We start from the raw sequence: 19,731 nt of genomic DNA on the forward strand, positions 1-19,731 counted from the left end.
AAGGAAACAAGCATGTCACTTAAGGAAAAACTCGACGCTGTCAAACAGCAGATGGCCCAACTGCCCACCGAGGTGCTGGAAAAATTTGGCGCCTCGTTGCAAGCCCTTATCGCAAGACACCCTGAAGAGCACGTGCTCAAAGCCGGCGACAACGCCCCGCTGGCCGTGCTGGAGGATGCCGATGGCAAGGCCGTGGACCTGCGGGCCCTGCTGGCACGCGGTCCATTGGTACTGGTGTTTTACCGCGGCCTGTGGTGCCCGTTCTGCAATGTAACGCTCAGCGAATACCAGCAGATGGCAAGCGATCTGGCCGCCAGCGGTGCCACGCTGGTCGCCGTCTCTGCCCAGAGCCGCGCTGCCACCCTGAAAACCCGCGAATCCCTGGGCGTGCGCTACCAACTGCTGAGCGACCCGGGCAACCAGCTGGCGCGCCAGTACGGCATCGTCTTCGAGCTGGAGCCAGAGCTGGAAGCGGTGTATCGGGCACTCGGCGCCGACCTCAAGGCACTGAACGACTGCGACGATCTCAGCCTGCCGATGGCCAGCGCTTTCATCATCGGCCAGGATGGCCGCATTCGCCATGCATTCGTCAATGTCGACTACTCCGAACGTGCCGAACCGCAGGCCTTGATCGAGGCCGCCAGCCACTAGGACTCACTCCCCGGCACCGGGCTGCCCGGTGCCTCACCTCATCACGGACAGATGACATGAAACGTATCGCTATCATGGGTGCCGGCGTGGCCGGCCACCTGGCTGCCCTGTACCTGCGCAAACGCCTGCCGGGCGTGGAAGTGACGCTAATCGGCCGTCCGGACCGCAAGCGGCCGATCGTCGGCGAGTCGACGGTCGAACTCACTACGCACTTTTTCAAAGGCATAGGCCTGGGCAGCCTGCTCGAAGAGAAGCACTACCACAAGTACGGCCTGACCTATTACCTGAAGCTGCGCAACAACCCGGAATGCCGCAACTACGTGGTCCACGAGGCCCCCGGGGTTATCCGCATGCCAGCCTACAACCTTAACCGGTTCAGTTTCGACAAAGACCTGCGCGCCATCGTCGCCGGGCAGCAGGTGCAACTGATAGAGGCTGACGTGGCTGCGGTGGACCTGCATGAGGGTGAGCACACCCGCCATCGCCTGACCCTGCGCAACGAGGCGCAGAGCTGGCAGCTGGATGCCGACTGGGTGGTGGATGCCACAGGCCGCAATCGCTTCATGGCAAAGAAGCTCAAGCTGCACAAGGAGCCAACCTACCAGCGCAGTACCTTCTGGTTCCGCCTGCGCCAGTTCGACCGCAGCATTCTGCACAACATCAACACCCACAAGGACAAGCATCACTGCTACGACCCCTACTACGTCACCCACCATTTCTATGGCAAAGGCTACTGGATCTGGCTCATCCCCATGCGCAGTGACGACGGTGCCGACATGATCAGCATCGGCATCACCTACCGGCCCGACATGGTCAACGAGCGGATCGGCACTTTGGAGGCGTTCAAGGAGCGGGTCATGGCCGATCATCCGGTGATCACCGAGTTGATGGCCTCAGGCGAAGTGGTCGACCAGCACGCCATGTACAACTACATGTACGAAGCCAACCAGTACTACTCCACCGATGGCTGGTTCCTGATCGGTGACGCGGCATTCACCTTCGACCCGGCCAACAGCGCAGGGCTGGCCTACGTGGCCCAGCAGATCCCGCAGGTGGCTGCGATGATCGAAAAGGATATCCAGGGCACCCTCACCCCGGGCTACGTCAGTTGCCTGGAGTCGCACATCCAGGCGCAGCTCGCACTGCAGGACACCTGGAGCAAATGGTATGAGGTGATGGACGACCCGTTCCTGATGGGCTGGACGCTGTTGTTCGCCAACATGGCGTACTTCCATGTGGTGCTGCCGATGTACGTCAGTGGCGACTTCCTCGACGGCCACCAGGCGCAGCAGTTCGCCGACCTGCTGCCACGCTACACACGTGACTTACAGCCATCGCCGCTGCCGTTCGCCTGCCTGCTGCGCGAAGTGCGCCGCTCCAACCCGGGCATTAGCCCACAGATGATCCCCAACCTGTACTCGCGCACCATCAACTTCGCCCTGTACAAGGCCGACAACCAGGCTCGCCCGCGTTACGCCGCCAGCTACTTCCTGCGCTCGGCAATGCTGCGCCTGCGACTGATGCGCATGGTGCGCTGGAGCTTGGCACCACGCCACCTGAAGTTGCTGGCGCGGCACAGCCTGGGCACCCTGCAGGACCTCGGCCGGGCAACCAGCCTAAGGCTGATGCCCTCGTTGTTCTACAAGTACGGCGAAGCCCCCGAGCTGCTCAAATCGCCATTCGGCAGCGACGGTGGTTTCCTCGACCTGGCCAAACACTGATGGCCTTGCCCAAGATGACGGCCGACCACGAACTGCTCGCCCAGAGCGGTGTGCGCCTGGCTGCGGGGGTGCGCGATGGCACACTGTCACCGGTCGCCCTGGTCGAGGACAGCATCGGCCGCTGCCAGGCCATACAACAACGCTACAACGCCGTGGCAGTGGCGTTGTACGACCAGGCACGGCGGGCCGCCGAGGTTGCCGAGCGCCAACGTGACCAAGGGGTTACGTTGGGCCGCCTGCATGGCGTGCCCTTCAGTTTCAAGGAAGGCCTGGGGCTGGCCGGTGCACCGAAAACCTGCGGCTCGCGCCTTCGCCAGCAACAGGTTGCGCGTTTTACCGCCACTGCCGCGCAGCGCCTGATCGAGGCTGGCGCCATTCCGGTGGCACTGGGCAACCAGGCCGAGATGGCGCTCTGGCCTGAAACTGATAACCCGGTCTATGGTTGCACCGGCAGCCCTTACCGGCAGGGGCGCAGCGCCGGTGGCAGCAGTGGTGGTGATGCCGTGCTGGTGTCCAGTGCTTGCGTACCTTTCGCGCTGGGCACCGATGGTGGCGGCTCGGTGCGTATCCCGGCGGCCTGCAATGGCATCTTCGGCCTCAAGCCATCACGGGGGCTAGTGCCATTGACCGGGCATCTGCCCCTTGACGAGCGCGGTCTGGGGCAGCCGCATGCACTGGGTATCGCCCGGCATTTCACCGTGGGCCCGTTATGCCGACATGCCGAAGACCTGCCCGTTCTGCTGGAAATCATCGCTGGCCCCGACCAGCACGATCGCAACATTGTCGGCCACTACCAGCATTGCCAGGCGCCCGGTGCCTTGCAGCACCTATACCTGTGCCAGCCAGACCGCCTGAGCTGGGGCAGCCGGGTATCCCCGGCAGTGACCCAGGCACTGGAGGACCTGGCGCATCACTTTCAATTACAAGGCACCCAGGTCGAACGCTGGCACCCTCAGGCACTGGACGACGCATTCGCCATCTGGCTGGCCGTGCTGAAGAAGGAAGCCGGCGTTCGCCTGGCCGATATCCTCGGTGACGGCCAACCTGTGGCGCACATGACCCAGGCCTGTCTGGCCCTGACCGGCAAACCCCTGCATGCCACCGGGCCTTGGCTGGCTACTGTACTCGACAGTCTGGGCGAATACCTGGGCAGCCCCGGGCTTACGCGTCAGCTGTCGAAACGAGATGCCCTGCAACAGGCATTGGCCGAACGCCTGGCGGGCAACAGCTTGCTGGCACTACCGGTGCTCCCCGGCATCTCCCCCAAACATGGCCATGCCCTGCGCTATCCGGGCGATATCGGCTACACCGCATTGTTCAACGTACTCGGGCTGCCAGCGCTGACGGTCCCCATGGGACGCCTTGACCAAGGTTGCCCGGTTTCCGTGCAACTGGTCGCCGGCCCAGGGCAAGAGCACCGGCTGCTGAACGCAGCCCTGGCCCTGGAACATGCATTCGGTGGCTGGCTCGCACCGCCTATCTGACTCTTTATTTTCGGGACTTCATCATGTCCAACGCCATTCATGCCAGTACCGTGCAACTCACGCCGGCACCCCAGTCACAGTCAGCCGTAGGCTCCCAGGCGGAGCACCTGACCCTGATGTTTCTGCTGCAACTCATCGTGATCTTCAGCGTCTCGCGGCTGATCGCCTGGTTCAGCACCCGCAGCCTGGGCCAGACGCCGGTCGCCGGCGAAATCCTTGCCGGGCTGGTGCTCGGCCCGAGCCTGCTGGGCTATTTCTTCCCCGAGCAACTGGCCGCGCTGTTCGTACCGCAAACGGCCACCGCCTTCGTGGTCACCGCGCAGATCGGCCTGATCCTGCTGATGTTCCAGGTCGGCCTGGAGTTCGAGTTCGGCACACACCTCAAGGGCCGCAAGCGTTCGGTCATCGTCATCAGCATGGGAGGGCTGCTGGTGCCATTTGCCAGCGGCATGCTCACTGCCGAGTACTTCTGGCAGCAGATCAGCGGGGACAAACCCTCACTGCTAGCCTTCCAGTTGTTCTTTGCCACGGCACTGTCGATCACCGCACTGCCTATCCTGGGACGGATATTCATGGAGCTTGGCCTATCCCGCTCTCGGATCGCCACGCTCACCATTGGCGCGGCAGCAATCGACGATGTATGCGGCTGGCTGATCCTGGGCGGCGTCACTTCGTTGATCGCCTCGCAGTTCAATCCCTGGACTTCTCTGGCGAGGTTGCTGGCGCTCGGGTTGTTCTTCGTCGTCGTGATCGCCCTGGTACGGCCACTGGTCCTGCGCTGGATAATCGGCGACCTGCAGCGCCGGCCGTTGTCGACCCAAGGGATATCGCTGATGCTGATCATTCTGTTGGCCAGTGCGACAGTGACCAACCTGATCGGGGTATTTTCGATCATCGGCGGTTTCATACTTGGCGTAGCGCTGCATACCCAGCGCACCTTCGTCGAACAGTGGAATGCCAAGGTCAGTGGCGTGGTCAATGCGTTCTTCCTGCCGATCTTCTTTGCCTATACGGGCCTGCGCACCGATATTGGCGCCCTTGAGGGCAACACCGCTCTGTGGAACTGCCTGTTGATCTGCCTGGTGGCCTTTGCCAGCAAATTCTTCGGTGCTTATGGGGCTAGCCGCCTTCTGGGCGAAAATCGCCGCGATTCGGCATTGATCGGTGTATGCATGAACACCAGGGCGCTGATGGAGTTGGTGGTACTGAACGTTGGCTATGACCTGGGCGTGCTGCCCAAGGAGTACTTCACGCTGCTGGTAATCATGGCCATCATCAGTACCTTCATCGCATCGCCGCTGATTCGCTTGTTGACCGCACGCACCCGCGCCCCGCATGCGACCCCGGGGGCAACCGAGGTCAGCAACGGCTGAGGTCAGCGCGAGGTTTCGACGCGCAGTACTTCGGTGTAGATCGCGTCGACAGTCTGGCCAACCTTGAGGTTCTTCATGCGTTTCTGCAGGTCTGGATTCTCGACCTTGACCACCTGAAGCTTGCCCTCCGGTGGCAACAAGCTCACCTCGTGCGTGTTGAGGTCGATCTTCTTGATCTGAGAGGTAACCTTGACCTGGCGGAACGCCTCGCCGCCCGGGTTGGGGTTTTGCTCGGTTGCACGGATGGTACCGGACTCTTCAGTCGCTTTCGGCGCCCCACCCACATCCGGATTGAGCACATAGGCCACCGCGCGTGTCACGTAGATGTCGACTTGGTCACCGACTTTCAGGTTGGGCAGCGCCTTGGCCTTTTCGGTCAGCTGGAACGTCACATCCTTCTTATCGTCAGGGCCTTTCACCGTGACCTGGCGGGTGGCCAGGTCGATAGCCGTTACCTGCGTGGTGACATGGCTTTCCAGCGCCTCGCTCCCGATGGGGATACCGGCAGCCTGCACCGTGAAGCTGGCAGCAGAGGCCAACGTGGCAAGGGCTACAGCACGAGCGAGAGTACGAATGGGGTTCATAGGCGTGCTTCCCTGTGATCAAGTCCGAATAGGCGCGTGAAAGGTTCACGCGCTATCAAGCATAGCCATTACCTGCCGCTTTGCTGGCCCTCTGAGGGCGCCCCGCATTCGTCGTAGAAAAACTGCACTTGTGAATGCAAATTTTTAAGGGCGCCTGGCATTTCAGCGATTACGCGTCACCCGCCACACCGTATTCGCCAGGTCATCGGCAATGATCAACGCTCCCCGTGGGTCCACCGTCACGCCAACCGGTCGCCCCCGGGTCTTGCCATCCTCACCGCGAAAGCCCGTGGCGAAGTCGATGGGTTCCCCAGCAGGCTTGCCATTGCTGAACGGCACGAAAATCACCTTGTACCCCACCGGGTTGGGGCGGTTCCAACTGCCGTGCTCGCCCACGAACACACCGTCGGCAAAGCGCTCGCCCATTGCCGAGGTCGAGAAGTCGACACCCAGTGCAGCCACATGCGAACCCAGGCTGTAATCCGGCTTGATCGCCGCCGCCACCTTGTCCGGGTTCTGCGGCCGCACCCGCTCATCCACATGCTGCCCCCAGTAGCTGTAAGGCCAACCATAGAAGCCCCCTTCACGTACCGAAGTGAGGTAGTCCGGCACCAGGTCGGGGCCCAGCTCATCCCGCTCGTTGACCACCGTCCACAACTGCCCGGTCTGCGGCTGAATGGTCAATGCCGTCGGGTTACGCAAGCCGGTGGCATAGGGCCGGTGTGCGCCGGTCTCGGCATCGACCTGCCAGACCATGGCCCGATCGATCTCTACCTCCAGGCCGCGCTCTGTGATGTTGCTGTTCGAGCCGATCCCCACATACAAGTAGCGGCCATCCGGGCTGATGGTCAGCGCCTTGGTCCAATGGTGGTTGATCTCGGCCGGCAGGTCGGTGACCTTGGTTGGCGGGCCGTCGGCCTGGGTCTGGCCTTCCTTGTAGTCAAAGCGCACCAGCGCATCCTGGTTGGCTACATACACCTTGCCGTTGGCATAGGCCAAGCCGTACGGTGCATTGAGGTTATCCGCAAACACGGCCTGTACCTCGTAGTTGCCATCGCCGTCAGCATCGCGCAGCAAGGTCAGGCGGTTGCCACCCTTGACCTGGGTATTGCCCTTGGCCTTGATCTGGCTGGCGATTACATCCTTGGGCTTGAGCTTGGCCGCGCTGCCACCCCTGCCCTCAGCCACCAGAATGTCACCATTGGGCAGCACCAGGCTCTGGCGCGGGATTTTCAGGCCGGTGGCGATGGCGGTGACACTGAAGCCCTCCGGCACGGTCGGTTTCAGTTCGCCCCAGGCAGCCGGTTGCGCAATCTTCATGCTCGGCAGCAAGCCGCGCTGAGGTTCCGGCAGCTTCGGATCCGGGCCGTGGGCCTGGGTCGGCTCGCCGTCGCCACCACAGGCACTCAGCAATAGCGCCACACCCAACAGGCTAAATGCATGCAAAGGCTTCATGCCACACCTCCTGAACGCAGGTTGCTCAAACCGATCCAGGCGGCCACCACTGCGAGCACTGTCACGATGACCGACAACACCAGCCCGGAAGGCATCACCGCCCAGGCGTCCTTGGCATGCTCAAAGGCATTGATCAGCCCAAGCACCCAGGTCACCAGCAGCAGCACAAAGTACAACGTAGCGCGCCCGCCCTTACGCTCGGCGCGGATCAGGTTGGCCAGCGCGAACAACAGTGTCAGCCCACAGAACACCAAGGCACCGGCGATCAGCCAGGCGGCGAAGTTGCTCCACTGGATCTGGTAGCTGTTGTAGTAGGCGATATCGCTCAACAGTGCGCCAAGGAACAACGGCACACTACCTGCCAGCAGCAAGGCATGCAGTGGGCTGGGCGTACAGCGGTAGAGGGTTTGATCAGATGCGGTCACGTTGCCTCCTTTTCATTCAGTGACCAAGGGCTGATGGTCTTGCGCCATCAGGTAAGCGCAGGGTGCGCTTAGCAAAGGAGCCTATTGACGCCGAGATAGTTCACCGCTTCGCTGTAATGAAATATCCTGCAAGGCATTTGCTGCCAAGCGCAGAAGGGGAATACATGAGCAGACCACATGCGTCCTGGGCACTGGCTACCCTGCTCTGCCTCAGCCTGGCATTTACCACTGGTTGCTCCAGTAAAGCCAGCCAGGCACGCTACGCCACGCCTGCAGTGGGCTCCAACTGCTTCGCCAAGGCCGTCCCCACTATCGGTGAAGGCGGCCTGGCCTGGGGCAATACATTGAGCATTGCGCAACAGAAATCGCTGAACAACTGCGTACGTTATGCCAGCCGCTCGGGAGGCACGCCCAGGACTTGCCAGGTAGTGCTGGCCAAGTGCAAAAACTGAACATATAACAATCTTAAAGTACGAAACTTCCTACAAAAACACTGCAACTTTTCACACGATATTTCGCGAACGCGATACATATACGCTCAAATAAAATCTTACACTTTCAGCCTCGACCCAAAAGCAGCGATCGAGGCATTGTCTTTCACTTGAATTCCAGATACTTGATCACCCGCTCATCTCAGCAAATAAGTAGGAAACTTCTTACAGCATAGATTCGAGCCTGAAATCCAGCACAGTATGAATAACGGTATTTCAGTCTTGTCAGTACTGAAAGTTGCCGCAGTGCGTCTCTGGTTCGAAAAGACTGTCTCTCTGAGCAAGGAGCTCGCATGACCAATGCCTCCGTCAGCCGCGCCACCTCCGGCCCTGCCTGCAGCGCACGCATACCCATCCTGCCAGTGCGCTACGCCATCGTGCCCCGCACCGCCGACGCCCCCGCCTGCCGCTATGCCGATGCAGGCTTCAACCTGGAACAAGGCTTCCCCACGCTGCAGCACTCGGCCTATACCCTCCGCGCTTTGCGCCCAGGTTATGTCTACGTGTTCATGAAAGGCCCTCAGGGCGAAAAGCTGGTCATTCATGAGCACGTCGGCGCGGGCCTCTACAAGGAGCTGCGCTACCAAGGGCTGGAGGACTACCACCGGCGTGAGCGCTACCTGTCCGGCCAGAGCATGGGCTGGGTGTGGGCCGACACCTGTCAGGACTCCGCCAAGGAAGTGTGGATCGGCTACAGCCCGCACCTGTGGACCAACGCCATCACCGCCCGTATCACCGGTTCGCCAGCCCTGCGCAAACGGCACATGCGCCAGCTGGACATGGCCGAGCTGGTGAGCGGCAACCAGGCGCCGTCCACCCAGCCCCATATGTTGCCAGTGAGTGCCCTGCAAACCTGGGTCGAAGACTTCAAACCGACAGAGCGGCGCATGCCGCTGACCTGGAGCAGCGACCCGGTCACCGAAACTTTGCCCATCGGCAACCTCACTGCCATCGCCCGCCACTACCCCTGGACCCAACCGAAAGTGCCGGTGGTGGTGGCGCTCGCCGACGCGGAAGGCATGGCCCTGGACCTGAGCCTGTCGGTCTCGGCCTACCAGCATCAACTGCGCGACCTGATGCCGGCCGAGCAACTGGAACACACAAAACCCGCCCAGCCTCCCGAGCAGGAGCGCGTGCCGGCATGCTACCGGCTGGATGCCGAACAGCTCAGCCGGCAGAGCCGCGACTTTCACCATCGCAACCTGGTCGCCATGCTGCTGAACAAGACGTTGGAAAGCCTGTACCCGGCGGATGCCCCCTCACCAGAACTGGCCGCGTTCAGGCTGGGCACATCACGCCGGGGGCCCGCCCTGTCGCCGGCCGAGTCACATTTCCAGGCCCTCACCCATGAAGACTATTCCCCCAATGGCGCGCGCCTGGCACAGCGCCTCGATGTCGACAAATACCGGCGCTTCCTCGCCGAACGCGACGCACTGGAACGACGGATTGCCGCCCTGCGCAACCTGGCCTTGCAAGCCAGCAACGATCATGACACCTGGCTGGCGACGGCCGAATCCCAACACATCGATAACCCCTACAGCCTGGCAGCCACCTTGGCCTGTTACGACCGCGACGAACGCACCTCCGCCCGCGGTCTGGAAATCTCACTGGCGTTGCTGATTCACCCAATGGGCCAGCCGACACCCGGCACCGAAGATCATGACCGACGCTTCAAACGCCTGGAGCAATGGCTGGACCAGCACGACAGCCCGCTTTACACCGCCTTGGCACCGTTCAACCCGTTCAAGGACAAAGCCGATTCGATCGGCACCTTGTTCGGCGCCAGCGACAACGTGATCGAAGGGCTGGCCGGTCGCTTCCCGGCCATGGCAGACATCACTGACCTCACCGCCCAGTCGGTCAATACCGTGGTGCTCAAGCGCCTGCGCGGGCAGACCCGCTGGGATGCCAGCCATGGCTTGCGGCGGCAAGTGTTGTTGGCTGCGCGTGAGGCCAATGCCGAGAAAGCACTGGGGTTGTTGGCGGCACGCTATCGAATCACCGAGCAGGCCATTACGGAAAATCCCTTTAGCCAGGAGGTACAGCGGTATTTGAAGAGCGGCATGGCGCAGGTCGAAGAGATGAAAGCGTTGCGCATATCAGGAAGCCGCACGGTGTCCATCGAGCTGACCACCACTGCACGGGTGAAACCCAACTTCCTTGGGTTGCTCACTTCCGGGGGTGGGGGTGGTTTAAACGCGGGGATGCTGTGGTTCAACATCTTATCGCTCAAGACGGCCTACAACAGCCTGCAGAAGAGCGATGCACCGGAATACACCATGGGGTTCGCTTCATCTGTTTTCGGGGTGATTGGTGCAGCGGCGGCGACATTGGTCAGCGTACGGGCAACGCAAAAGGCCGTCATGCTGAGATTAAGTGCCACAGCGCCGGGCATGGCCTTTGGTAACGGTCTAATCAAGCTCCTAGGAAGCAATTTGTTCGCAAGGTTGTCCGGTTACCCGGCTATTTTCCTAGGATTCGCCTCTGACTATAAAAAATCCCAAAGACAGAAGATGCACGGTAATACTGCCGCTTCTGATTTAACTTTCTATGGCGGGGGCGCGGTCGCAATAGGCTCTGTCTTGGTATTAGAAGGTGGATTAGCTATTGCAGGCGCCACAACACTTATCCCTTTTGCAGGGTGGACTGCAGCTGCAGTAGTCCTATTAGGCGCTGCGATCATAGCTGGAGGCATCTACCTCCATGCGAAAGCCAACGAACACCTTCACAACCCTATAGAGCTATGGGCCAGTCGAAGTATATTTGGGAACCGTCTCAATGACGGTGAAAGCCGACCAGACATAATTTTAGATACCGACAAGAAACTTCCAACCTTCGTCAACATTAACGACGAAATCAACGCTTGGCATCAGGTATTTTACTCACCCTCGCTGCTTTCAAAAAAAGAGACAAAACTATTTGACCTAGGGCATCTGGACAGCAAATGGACTGACTTAAACACATGGACTACTCCAAACTGGACTGCCATCACACACAATCAAGTTTCTAGCATCCCCCCTACTGCTGAATTTACAGTCCTCCTACGGGGATTTCTATTGGGCCAGAGCGAATGGAAAGCCAGCCTTAGTAGTCAACTCGAGAACAATGGCATATCTGTATTCCCAGCCACACCAGACTGCTATGAAATTAGGGGCGGACTGATACTCCACTTCAAGAATCAAATTCGAAACCACCGCCATATTAAACTGAACATCAAATATCTGCCAAATCTAGGCTTAGACGAACAAGCAGGCTCCTCCCAGATTTTCAAACTTGGGGAACAATAATGGCCATTTCATGGATTTTCACACCTTCCGCACGCTCTCAGTTCACTCCACATATCTCAAGCCAACTATTAACCATAAACAAACATCACTTATCGCTCGTAAACCCATGGGTATCCGACTCCGTATTCATGGGAAAACTATATACCGCCATGACATTAGGGTTAGCAGCCTATATCTACCCGGATATCATAGATACGGATTTTAGAAAGTCGGCGCTAGCGGACCTTCACTCACTCGCACAATACATTGTTGCACCACTGATATTTACACCATTCATCGCCTACAGGATATTCTTCATAAAAAATCTGTCAAACATCTACCTCAATCGCGCAACTGGAAAAATTATATACCAACGCAACAAAAAACTTATCTCATTCGATTGGACCAATATCAAGGGAGGGGTATTTAAGCGCACAGAGTTTGGCGGTTCATCCTCCAGTACTAGTTATGCACTTGCCTTTGCCCCGCCTAGGAAGGACGGTAGCCTTCACAAAAAAGACTGCCTGTGGGTCGACAGCAACGAACCCACCGAACCCGGCGTCAAGCATGTCGCCGAAGTATGGGAATACCTCCGCCACTTCATGGACCACGGCCCGGACAAACTCCCCCCGCCCGGTGAACCCAACTGGTGGCACAAGCCACTGCACGCCATCTGCCTGACCCCGGCCGAAGCCTGGCGCCACTATGCCCCCTGGCGAACCGGCGAGCCCGGTGAAATGCAGGGCAAAAAGAACTGGCAATTGCCGTTCTGGGCCCTGCTGTTCCCCTACAACCTCTCCGTAGCCATCTGTTGGTACGGCATCTGCCGCCTGTTCAACGTCCGAGCAGCGCCACCGCCACCCGAAGCATTTGAGGAGGCCCCAGCTCATTCAACCCAAAGGAAGCGTACATGAGCGACGCCTCCGTCAGCAGCGCCACCTCCGGCCCTGCCTGCAGCGCACGCATACCCATCCTGCCAGTGCGCTACGCCATCGTGCCCCGCACCGCCGACGCCCCCGCCTGCCGCTATGCCGATGCAGGCTTCAACCTGGAACAAGGCTTCCCCACGCTGCAGCACTCGGCCTATACCCTCCGCGCTTTGCGCCCAGGTTATGTCTACGTGTTCATGAAAGGCCCTCAGGGCGAAAAGCTGGTCATTCATGAGCACGTCGGCGCGGGCCTCTACAAGGAGCTGCGCTACCAAGGGCTGGAGGACTACCACCGGCGTGAGCGCTACCTGTCCGGCCAGAGCATGGGCTGGGTGTGGGCCGACACCTGTCAGGACTCCGCCAAGGAAGTGTGGATCGGCTACAGCCCGCACCTGTGGACCAACGCCATCACCGCCCGTATCACCGGTTCGCCAGCCCTGCGCAAACGGCACATGCGCCAGCTGGACATGGCCGAGCTGGTGAGCGGCAACCAGGCGCCGTCCACCCAGCCCCATGTGTTGCCAGTGAGTGCCCTGCAAACCTGGGTCGAAGACTTCAAACCGACAGAGCGGCGCATGCCGCTGACCTGGAGCAGCGACCCGGTCACCGAAACTTTGCCCATCGGCAACCTCACTGCCATCGCCCGCCACTACCCCTGGACCCAACCGAAAGTGCCGGTGGTGGTGGCGCTCGCCGACGCGGAAGGCATGGCCCTGGACCTGAGCCTGTCGGTCTCGGCCTACCAGCATCAACTGCGCGACCTGATGCCGGCCGAGCAACTGGAACACACAAAACCCGCCCAGCCTCCCGAGCAGGAGCGCGTGCCGGCATGCTACCGGCTGGATGCCGAACAGCTCAGCCGGCAGAGCCGCGACTTTCACCATCGCAACCTGGTCGCCATGCTGCTGAACAAGACGTTGGAAAGCCTGTACCCGGCGGATGCACCTTCACCGGAACTGGCCGCGTTCAGGCTGGGCACGTCACGCCGGGGGCCTGCCCTGTCGCCGGCCGAGTCCCATTTCCAGGCCCTCACCCATGAAGATTACTCCCCCAATGGCGCGCGCCTGGCACAGCGCCTCGATGTCGACAAATACCGGCGCTTCCTCGCCGAACGCGACGCACTGGAACGACGGATTGCCGCCCTGCGCAACCTGGCCTTGCAAGCCAGCAACGATCATGACGCCTGGCTGGCGACGGCCGAATCCCAACACATCGATAACCCCTACAGCCTCGCTGCGGCACTGGCCTGTTACGACCGCGACGAACGCACCTCCGCCCGCGGTCTGGAAATCTCACTGGCGTTGCTGATTCACCCAATGGGCCAGCCGACACCCGGCACCGAAGATCATGACCGACGCTTCAAACGCCTGGAGCAATGGCTGGACCAGAACGACAGCCCGCTTTACACCGCCTTGGCGCCGTTCAACCCGTTCAAGGACAAAGCCGATTCGATCGGCACCTTGTTCGGCGCCAGCGACAACGTGATCGAAGGGCTGGCCGGTCGCTTCCCGGCCATGGCAGACATCACTGACCTCACCGCCCAGTCGGTCAATACCGTGGTGCTCAAGCGCCTGCGCGGGCAGACCCGCTGGGATGCCAGCCATGGCTTGCGGCGGCAAGTGTTGTTGGCTGCGCGTGAGGCCAATGCCGAGAAAGCACTGGGGTTGTTGGCGGCACGCTATCGCATCACCGAGCAGGCCATTACGGAAAATCCCTTTAGCCAGGAGGTACAGCGGTATTTGAAGAGCGGCATGGCGCAGGTCGAAGAGATGAAAGCGTTGCGCATATCAGGAAGCCGCACGGTGTCCATCGAGCTGACCACCACTGCGCGTGTTAAACCTAGCTTTCTCGGGCTGCTCACCTCGGGCGGTGGTGGTGGTTTAAACGCGGGGATGCTGTGGTTCAACGTGATCTCGCTGAAGACGGCGTACAGCAACCTGCAGAAGAGCGATGCACCGGAATACACCCTGGGGTTCGCTTCATCTGTTTTCGGGGTAATCGGTGCAGCGGCGGCGACATTGGTCAGCGTGCGGGCGACGCAAAAGGCCATGATGTTGAAGTGGATCTCAACGGCGCCAGGCATGGCCTTTGGTAACGGCATCATCAACTTTCTGACGAGTAATCTTTTCGCGCGGGCATCAGGCTACCCGGCGATAATAATTGGGTTTTCCTCAGATATTTTTAAGGCAGTACGTCAATGGCAGAACGGCAATCTTATTTCAGGCTTATATACAGCGGCCGCCAGCGCGACTACTGCTTTAGGTTCGATTCTTGTTCTAGAAGGAAGCCTTGCCATCGCAGGCACGACAGTCCTCATTCCCTTTGCAGGCTGGACAGCAGCTGGAATCGCCCTGATCGGAGCAACTTTGATCGGTGGAGGTCTATTCCTCTACTCAAAAGCTCACTCCCGCCTTCATAGCCCTTTAGAATTATGGGCCAGCAGAAGCATCTTCGGGACAAGGGAAAACGATGGAGAAATACGGGAGAATATAAAGTTAGACTTTGATAAAAAATTGCCACCCTTTCGCCACATCCACGAAGAAATCAAGTCATGGCAGATTGAATTTTTCTCACCGAAAGCATTGTTGACACCGTACTCTGAGCAGCTCGGCTTAGGCGCCCTAACGACACATTTGGATATAAATAACAAATGGCCAACACCTGACTGGGCAACAATTATCCATACCCAGGCCACTAAACAAAACGCAACACTCGAGCTAACTATACTTCTACCAGAATTCGTATTAGGTCAAAGCGAATGGTCAGGGAGTTTAGTGAGCCAGAATCTCGACAGGCAGACAACCCCACTCCAAATAACCCCTGACTGCCATATCACCCAAGCAGGTTTATTACTTCATTACAAAACTGATGCTAGACAAATCAGGTCTGCCACGCTAACGATTACTTACTATGCCAACCAAGGACTGGATGACGACACTCCTTCTACTACCACTATTCATCTGGAACGCTAAACCTATGGCGACTATCTGGCTTTTTAATCAAGCCCACAATTCAGGATTCAAGCCAAAAATTTCCGGACAACTTATACAAACAACCAGTTCACACTTAAGCCTGCGCAACCCTTGGGTGTCCGATTCTGTATTCATGGGAAAAATCTACACTGCCATGTTTCTATTTACCTGGATATTATCATGTTACAATCTCATTAATGAAAATATAGACTACTCAATCAACGGCGGCGACATTTTCGTTGCCATCCTGATCTCACTCCCCTTTATTTTTACCCCATTCTTAGCCTACAGAATACTTTTCATAAAAAACTTATCGAACATATATTTAAATCGACACACAAAGAAAATCTACTATAAGCGATTCAAAAAACTCATAATATTTGACTGGAGCCAAGTCGCAGGCGGTCTTTTCAGTCGCACAGAATTCAGTGGTTCCTCCTTCACTACCAGCTATGCCCTCGCCTTCGCTCCCCGCCGCGAAGACGGCAGCCTGCATCAAAAAGACTGCCTCTGGGTCGACAGCAACGAACCCACCGAACCCGGCGTCAAGCATGTCGCCGAAGTATGGGAATACCTCCGCCACTTCATGGACCACGGCCCGGACAAACTCCCCCCGCCCGGTGAACCCAACTGGTGGCACAAGCCACTGCACGCCATCTGCCTGACCCCGGCCGAAGCCTGGCGCCACTATGCCCCCTGGCGAACCGGCGAGCCCGGTGAAATGCAGGGCAAAAAGAACTGGCAATTGCCGTTCTGGGCCCTGCTGTTTCCCTACAACCTCTCCGTCGCCATCTGCTGGTATGGCATCTGCCGCCTGTTCAACGTCCGAGCAGCGCCACCGCCACCCGAAGCATTTGAGGAGGCCCCAGCTCATTCAACCCAAAGGAAGCGTACATGAGCGACGCCTCCCCCAGCAGCGCTACCTCCGGGATTAGGGCTTGGCACAATGAACATTACGGGCCCAAGCTACTATCCGCCGAGCAGGCCCTATCCCTCGGCATAACTAAAGCCGACACCCGATGGCATCAGAATAACCACTGGTCGCCGCCAAATTGGACAGCTATCACACATAACGAAGTAGCCACCCCCCAACCAACCGTAGAGTTCACAGTGCTGCTGCCTGCATTCAGGCTAGGCGTAAGTGAATGGTCAGGAAGTTTGAGCTCCGTCCGTGACAACCACGGAATTGACGTTTTCCCAATCAGCCCGACCGGCCACCTCGTAGATGCTGGCTTAGTTCTAAATTTCAAAAACACCCTCGCCAACCAAAATCATGTCTCACTTCATCTAACCTACAACGCCAATCAAGGCTTGGACGAAGACAATGAGACCCTGTCAATTTTTCGTCTGGAGCGCTGACCATGGCAACCATCTGGATATTCAACTCAATGTCAGACTCTGGACACAAGCCCTCTATCACAGGGCAACTATTAAGCTTATCCGACACCATTTTATGCTTAAGGAATCCATGGGTCACAGACTCTGTCTTCATGGGAAAGCTGTATTGCGCGATAACTGTTCTGTCAATTGCCGGCTTTTACCCATATTTACTATCCAGGGATATATGGCGCATGTACGAAACCGCTCCATTATTAGCGACTGGATTCTTGCTTATGCCTTTCACTTTCCTACCTTTCCTCATTTATCGAATATATTTCATAAAACGCTTATCAAGCTTCTGCTTCAATCGGGCGACCCAAAAAATCTACTATCAACGTTTAAGCAAGATACTGGTCTTTGAGTGGAGCAATACCGGCGGTGGTATTTTTAAGCGTACGGAATACGGCGGCTCATCATTCAGCACCATCTATGCCCTCGCCTTCGCCCCCCGCCGGGTAGACGGCAGCCTGCACCAAAAAGACTGCCTCTGGGTCGACAGCAACGAACCCACCGAGCCCGGCGTCAAGCATGTGGCCGAAGTGTGGGAATACCTGCGCCACTTCATGGACCACGGCCCGAACAAACTCCCCCCGCCCGGTGAACCCAACTGGTGGCACAAGCCACTGCACGCCATCTGCCTGACCCCGGCAGAAGCCTGGCGCCACTATGCCCCCTGGCGAACCGGCGAGCCCGGTGAAATGCAGGGTAAAAAGAACTGGCAATTGCCGTTCTGGGCCGTGCTGTTTCCCTACAACCTCTCCGTCGCCCTCTGCTGGTATGGCATCTGCCGGCTGTTCAACGTCCGAGCAGCGCCACCGCCACCCGAAGCATTTGAGGAAGCCCCCATTCAACCCGGCAAAAAGAAGCGCAAATGAAACCCATCGTACTGGTAGGCCATCGTCATAGCTGCCCGCTCCATGGCGAAGGCACTGTGGAAACCGGCGCAAATGCAACATTCGTGGATGGCAAGGCCGTCGCTCGTGTGGGCGATCGCATCAGTTGTGGCGCCGTTATCGAAACCGGCGCTGCCTGCACAATCATCGAGGGCCACCCCGCAGCAAGGGAGGGTGACACTACCAGTCATGGAGGGACTTTGATCGAGGGGGACCAGGGTTGGCTCATTGATTGAAAGCCACTATCGGTCACTGAGCCGGATACTGAAGCCTGTCAGTCATCCGGTTGGGGTCGTCCAGCGGCTGCTTCGCGGGTGCCCCGTTCTCACACGCATGGCGCCATGCCCGCAAACTGCGCCATATCTGCGTCAATCCAGCACTGGCCGAAGCAACGCCTGTGCCTCGTAAAGGGTCGGCAAATACCGCAACCGTATCTCATCAATACTCAACCGCGAAGCATGAGTCGTGATGGTCAGCGTGGCTTTCAACTGACCGGCCCGTCCCAGCAATGGCACCCCCAGCACCCGCATACCGATTTCATACTCCTGATCAACGATACAGAACCCCTGCCCCTTCACGCGCAACAGCTCAGCGTCCAGCTGCGCCCGGTCTGTCAATGTGTAAGGCGTCAACGCCCGCAGCGGGTGACGGGCAAAGTATTCGTCTCGCTCCCCCTCATCCAGCCAGGCCAGCCAGACCCGCCCGCTGGCCGTGCAATACATGGGTACCCGGGAGCCCGGCCTGATCGACAAAGACGCCACATGGCTATACCGGCTACGCACCAGATGGATGATCTCATCGCCATCGCGGGTACCCACCGATACGTGCTCCTGGGTCTGGCGCGCCACCTGTTCAACAATCGGCCGCAGCATGCGCGGCAGTTGCGCCGAGTCCACATAAGCCTGGCCGATACGCAAGGCCTTGGGGGTCAGCCAGTACTCACGGCTGTCAGTTTCGGCAAAGCCTTCATGCACCAAGGTCAGCAGAAACCGCCGCACCGCACTGGGCGTAAGGCCAGATAACCTGGCCGCCTGCGGCACACTCAGGCGCGGCTGCTCGGCGCTGAACAGTTGCATCAGCGCCAGGCCTTTCTGCAAGCCCGCGATCAGGTCACGGGGATGGATGACAGGTGTGTTCATGCATTCGACTCGCTACCAGAGGAACAAAAACAGCCGATTACTGCGATAACCGGATCATGACTGCGATTATCGCATTAAGTGGCCGATTGACGCATTGTTGCCCGCGCCCCTCTGCCTCACCCTTACCTCCATAACAACGCCAATAAGGAGGTCAGCATGATTCGAGGGTCCACTGAACTGGTCGCCATCGTCGGTTCGCCCATCGCCCAGGTGAAGTCCCCGGAAAATTTCAACACCTGGTTCAACCATAACAACTGCAACCTCGCCATGCTGCCCATCGACCTGCACGAGGCGGCGCTGGACAGCTTTGCGGATACCCTGCGAGGCTGGCAGAACCTACGCGGTTGCGTGGTCACCGTGCCTTACAAGCAGGCGCTGGCCAACCGCGTGGACGGCCTGAGCGAGCGCGCAGCTGCCCTGGGTTCGGTCAATGTGATACGCCGCGAGCGCGACGGACGCCTGCTGGGCGACAACGTGGACGGCGCCGGCTTCCTCGGCGCTGCGCACAAGCATGGCTTCAAACCGGCGGGCAAACGGGCACTGGTGATCGGTTGCGGCGGTGTTGGCAGTGCCATTGCCTATGCACTGGCTGAGGCAGGGATCGCCAGCATTACCCTCAGCGACCCCACCACAGCACGCATGGGTGCTGTATGCGAACTGCTCGGCAACGGCTTCCCCGGGCTCACGGTCAGCACACAGTTCAGTGGGCTGGAAGACTTCGACCTGGTGGCCAACGCGTCCCCGGTCGGCATGGGTACCCGCGCAGAGCTACCGTTGTCCGCCGCCCTGCTGGCCACCCTGCTGCCAGACACCCTGGTCGCCGACGTGGTCACCTCACCCGAGATAACCCCGCTGCTGAACCGCGCGCGGCAAGTAGGTTGCAAGGTCCAGACTGGCCCTGAAATGGCCTTCGCCCAACTGGGCCATCTTGGCGCCTTCATGGGCGTCACGCCGTCGGAGATCTGAGG

16 protein-coding genes and 1 pseudogene are annotated in these 19,731 nt (G+C 59.0%); 13 read left to right on the forward strand and 4 right to left on the reverse strand.

What is annotated here, in order from left to right; translation table 11 throughout:
* Positions 1-12: 12 nt before the first annotated feature.
* From GST84_15740 to GST84_15755, 4 genes are read left to right on the forward strand one after another with little or no spacing between them, the layout of a single operon-like run.
* The gene (locus GST84_15740; protein XGB13705.1) at positions 13-651 is read left to right on the forward strand and encodes a redoxin domain-containing protein; all 639 of its coding nucleotides are present in this window, start codon (positions 13-15) and stop codon (positions 649-651) included.
* A gap of 56 nt (positions 652-707) precedes the next feature.
* Positions 708-2,372, forward strand: coding sequence for an NAD(P)/FAD-dependent oxidoreductase (locus GST84_15745; GenBank protein XGB13706.1), 1,665 nt, complete (start codon positions 708-710; stop codon positions 2,370-2,372).
* Positions 2,372-3,856, forward strand: coding sequence for an amidase (locus GST84_15750; GenBank protein XGB13707.1), 1,485 nt, complete (start codon positions 2,372-2,374; stop codon positions 3,854-3,856). The genes GST84_15745 and GST84_15750 overlap by 1 nt, the downstream gene beginning before the upstream one ends.
* Positions 3,857-3,879: 23 nt before the next feature.
* Positions 3,880-5,229, forward strand: a complete 1,350-nt coding sequence (locus GST84_15755) for a cation:proton antiporter (protein XGB13708.1) — start codon at positions 3,880-3,882, stop codon at positions 5,227-5,229.
* 2 nt (positions 5,230-5,231) lie between these two features.
* On the opposite strand, the gene GST84_15760 is transcribed toward GST84_15755, so the two are convergent.
* The 3 genes from GST84_15760 to GST84_15770 form a co-directional block, all read right to left on the reverse strand.
* Positions 5,232-5,813, reverse strand: coding sequence for a hypothetical protein (locus tag GST84_15760; GenBank protein ID XGB13709.1), 582 nt, complete (start codon positions 5,811-5,813; stop codon positions 5,232-5,234).
* 162 nt (positions 5,814-5,975) lie between these two features.
* A complete protein-coding gene (locus GST84_15765; GenBank protein ID XGB13710.1) occupies positions 5,976-7,268 on the reverse strand; it encodes a sorbosone dehydrogenase family protein in 1,293 nt (430 codons plus the stop codon).
* The gene (locus GST84_15770; protein ID XGB13711.1) at positions 7,265-7,693 is read right to left on the reverse strand and encodes a hypothetical protein; all 429 of its coding nucleotides are present in this window, start codon (positions 7,691-7,693) and stop codon (positions 7,265-7,267) included. The genes GST84_15765 and GST84_15770 overlap by 4 nt, the downstream gene beginning before the upstream one ends.
* Positions 7,694-7,857: 164 nt before the next feature.
* Here GST84_15770 and GST84_15775 point away from each other — a divergent pair, with 164 nt between their 5' ends.
* From GST84_15775 to GST84_15810, 8 genes and pseudogenes are all read left to right on the forward strand, one after another.
* Positions 7,858-8,145 (forward strand): hypothetical protein, encoded by a 288-nt coding sequence (locus tag GST84_15775; GenBank protein ID XGB13712.1) that lies wholly within the window; start codon positions 7,858-7,860, stop codon positions 8,143-8,145.
* A 332-nt stretch (positions 8,146-8,477) separates the two neighbouring features.
* On the forward strand, positions 8,478-11,471 hold the full coding sequence (locus tag GST84_15780; protein XGB13713.1) for a hypothetical protein: 2,994 nt from the start codon (positions 8,478-8,480) through the stop codon (positions 11,469-11,471).
* Positions 11,471-12,364, forward strand: coding sequence for a hypothetical protein (locus GST84_15785; GenBank protein XGB13714.1), 894 nt, complete (start codon positions 11,471-11,473; stop codon positions 12,362-12,364). The genes GST84_15780 and GST84_15785 overlap by 1 nt, the downstream gene beginning before the upstream one ends.
* Positions 12,361-15,351, forward strand: coding sequence for a hypothetical protein (locus GST84_15790; GenBank protein ID XGB13715.1), 2,991 nt, complete (start codon positions 12,361-12,363; stop codon positions 15,349-15,351). Before GST84_15785 ends, GST84_15790 begins: the two co-directional genes overlap by 4 nt.
* A 4-nt stretch (positions 15,352-15,355) precedes the next feature.
* A complete protein-coding gene (locus GST84_15795) occupies positions 15,356-16,249 on the forward strand; it encodes a hypothetical protein (GenBank protein ID XGB13716.1) in 894 nt (297 codons plus the stop codon).
* 32 nt (positions 16,250-16,281) lie between these two features.
* A pseudogene (locus GST84_15800) lies at positions 16,282-16,710 on the forward strand (hypothetical protein).
* A gap of 2 nt (positions 16,711-16,712) precedes the next feature.
* A complete protein-coding gene (locus tag GST84_15805; GenBank protein ID XGB13717.1) occupies positions 16,713-17,606 on the forward strand; it encodes a hypothetical protein in 894 nt (297 codons plus the stop codon).
* On the forward strand, positions 17,603-17,860 hold the full coding sequence (locus GST84_15810; protein XGB13718.1) for a hypothetical protein: 258 nt from the start codon (positions 17,603-17,605) through the stop codon (positions 17,858-17,860). The genes GST84_15805 and GST84_15810 overlap by 4 nt, the downstream gene beginning before the upstream one ends.
* A 132-nt stretch (positions 17,861-17,992) precedes the next feature.
* Here GST84_15810 and GST84_15815 read toward each other — a convergent pair whose 3' ends face one another.
* Positions 17,993-18,763, reverse strand: coding sequence for a helix-turn-helix domain-containing protein (locus GST84_15815; protein XGB13719.1), 771 nt, complete (start codon positions 18,761-18,763; stop codon positions 17,993-17,995).
* Between the two features lie 156 nt (positions 18,764-18,919).
* On the opposite strand from GST84_15815, the gene GST84_15820 reads away from it, so the two are divergent.
* On the forward strand, positions 18,920-19,729 hold the full coding sequence (locus tag GST84_15820) for a shikimate dehydrogenase (GenBank protein ID XGB13720.1): 810 nt from the start codon (positions 18,920-18,922) through the stop codon (positions 19,727-19,729).
* The last annotated feature ends 2 nt before the right edge of the window (positions 19,730-19,731 follow it).

Origin of the sequence: Pseudomonas putida, from assembly GCA_041879295.1 — a bacterium.
In the GTDB taxonomy this organism is placed as follows: domain Bacteria; phylum Pseudomonadota; class Gammaproteobacteria; order Pseudomonadales; family Pseudomonadaceae; genus Aquipseudomonas; species Aquipseudomonas putida_Y.

What these genes read in the sequence shown, in the direction of transcription:
- GST84_15760 (XGB13709.1), bottom strand. Translation starts at nt 5,813, where the DNA reads ATGAACCCCATTCGTACTCTCGCTCGTGCTGTAGCCCTTGCCACGTTG.
- GST84_15805 (XGB13717.1), top strand. Translation starts at nt 16,713, where the DNA reads ATGGCAACCATCTGGATATTCAACTCAATGTCAGACTCTGGACACAAG.
- GST84_15820 (XGB13720.1), top strand. Translation starts at nt 18,920, where the DNA reads ATGATTCGAGGGTCCACTGAACTGGTCGCCATCGTCGGTTCGCCCATC.
- GST84_15740 (XGB13705.1), top strand. Translation starts at nt 13, where the DNA reads ATGTCACTTAAGGAAAAACTCGACGCTGTCAAACAGCAGATGGCCCAA.
- GST84_15795 (XGB13716.1), top strand. Translation starts at nt 15,356, where the DNA reads ATGGCGACTATCTGGCTTTTTAATCAAGCCCACAATTCAGGATTCAAG.
- GST84_15755 (XGB13708.1), top strand. Translation starts at nt 3,880, where the DNA reads ATGTCCAACGCCATTCATGCCAGTACCGTGCAACTCACGCCGGCACCC.
- GST84_15765 (XGB13710.1), bottom strand. Translation starts at nt 7,268, where the DNA reads ATGAAGCCTTTGCATGCATTTAGCCTGTTGGGTGTGGCGCTATTGCTG.
- GST84_15780 (XGB13713.1), top strand. Translation starts at nt 8,478, where the DNA reads ATGACCAATGCCTCCGTCAGCCGCGCCACCTCCGGCCCTGCCTGCAGC.
- GST84_15790 (XGB13715.1), top strand. Translation starts at nt 12,361, where the DNA reads ATGAGCGACGCCTCCGTCAGCAGCGCCACCTCCGGCCCTGCCTGCAGC.
- GST84_15775 (XGB13712.1), top strand. Translation starts at nt 7,858, where the DNA reads ATGAGCAGACCACATGCGTCCTGGGCACTGGCTACCCTGCTCTGCCTC.
- GST84_15815 (XGB13719.1), bottom strand. Translation starts at nt 18,763, where the DNA reads ATGAACACACCTGTCATCCATCCCCGTGACCTGATCGCGGGCTTGCAG.
- GST84_15750 (XGB13707.1), top strand. Translation starts at nt 2,372, where the DNA reads ATGGCCTTGCCCAAGATGACGGCCGACCACGAACTGCTCGCCCAGAGC.
- GST84_15810 (XGB13718.1), top strand. Translation starts at nt 17,603, where the DNA reads ATGAAACCCATCGTACTGGTAGGCCATCGTCATAGCTGCCCGCTCCAT.
- GST84_15785 (XGB13714.1), top strand. Translation starts at nt 11,471, where the DNA reads ATGGCCATTTCATGGATTTTCACACCTTCCGCACGCTCTCAGTTCACT.
- GST84_15745 (XGB13706.1), top strand. Translation starts at nt 708, where the DNA reads ATGAAACGTATCGCTATCATGGGTGCCGGCGTGGCCGGCCACCTGGCT.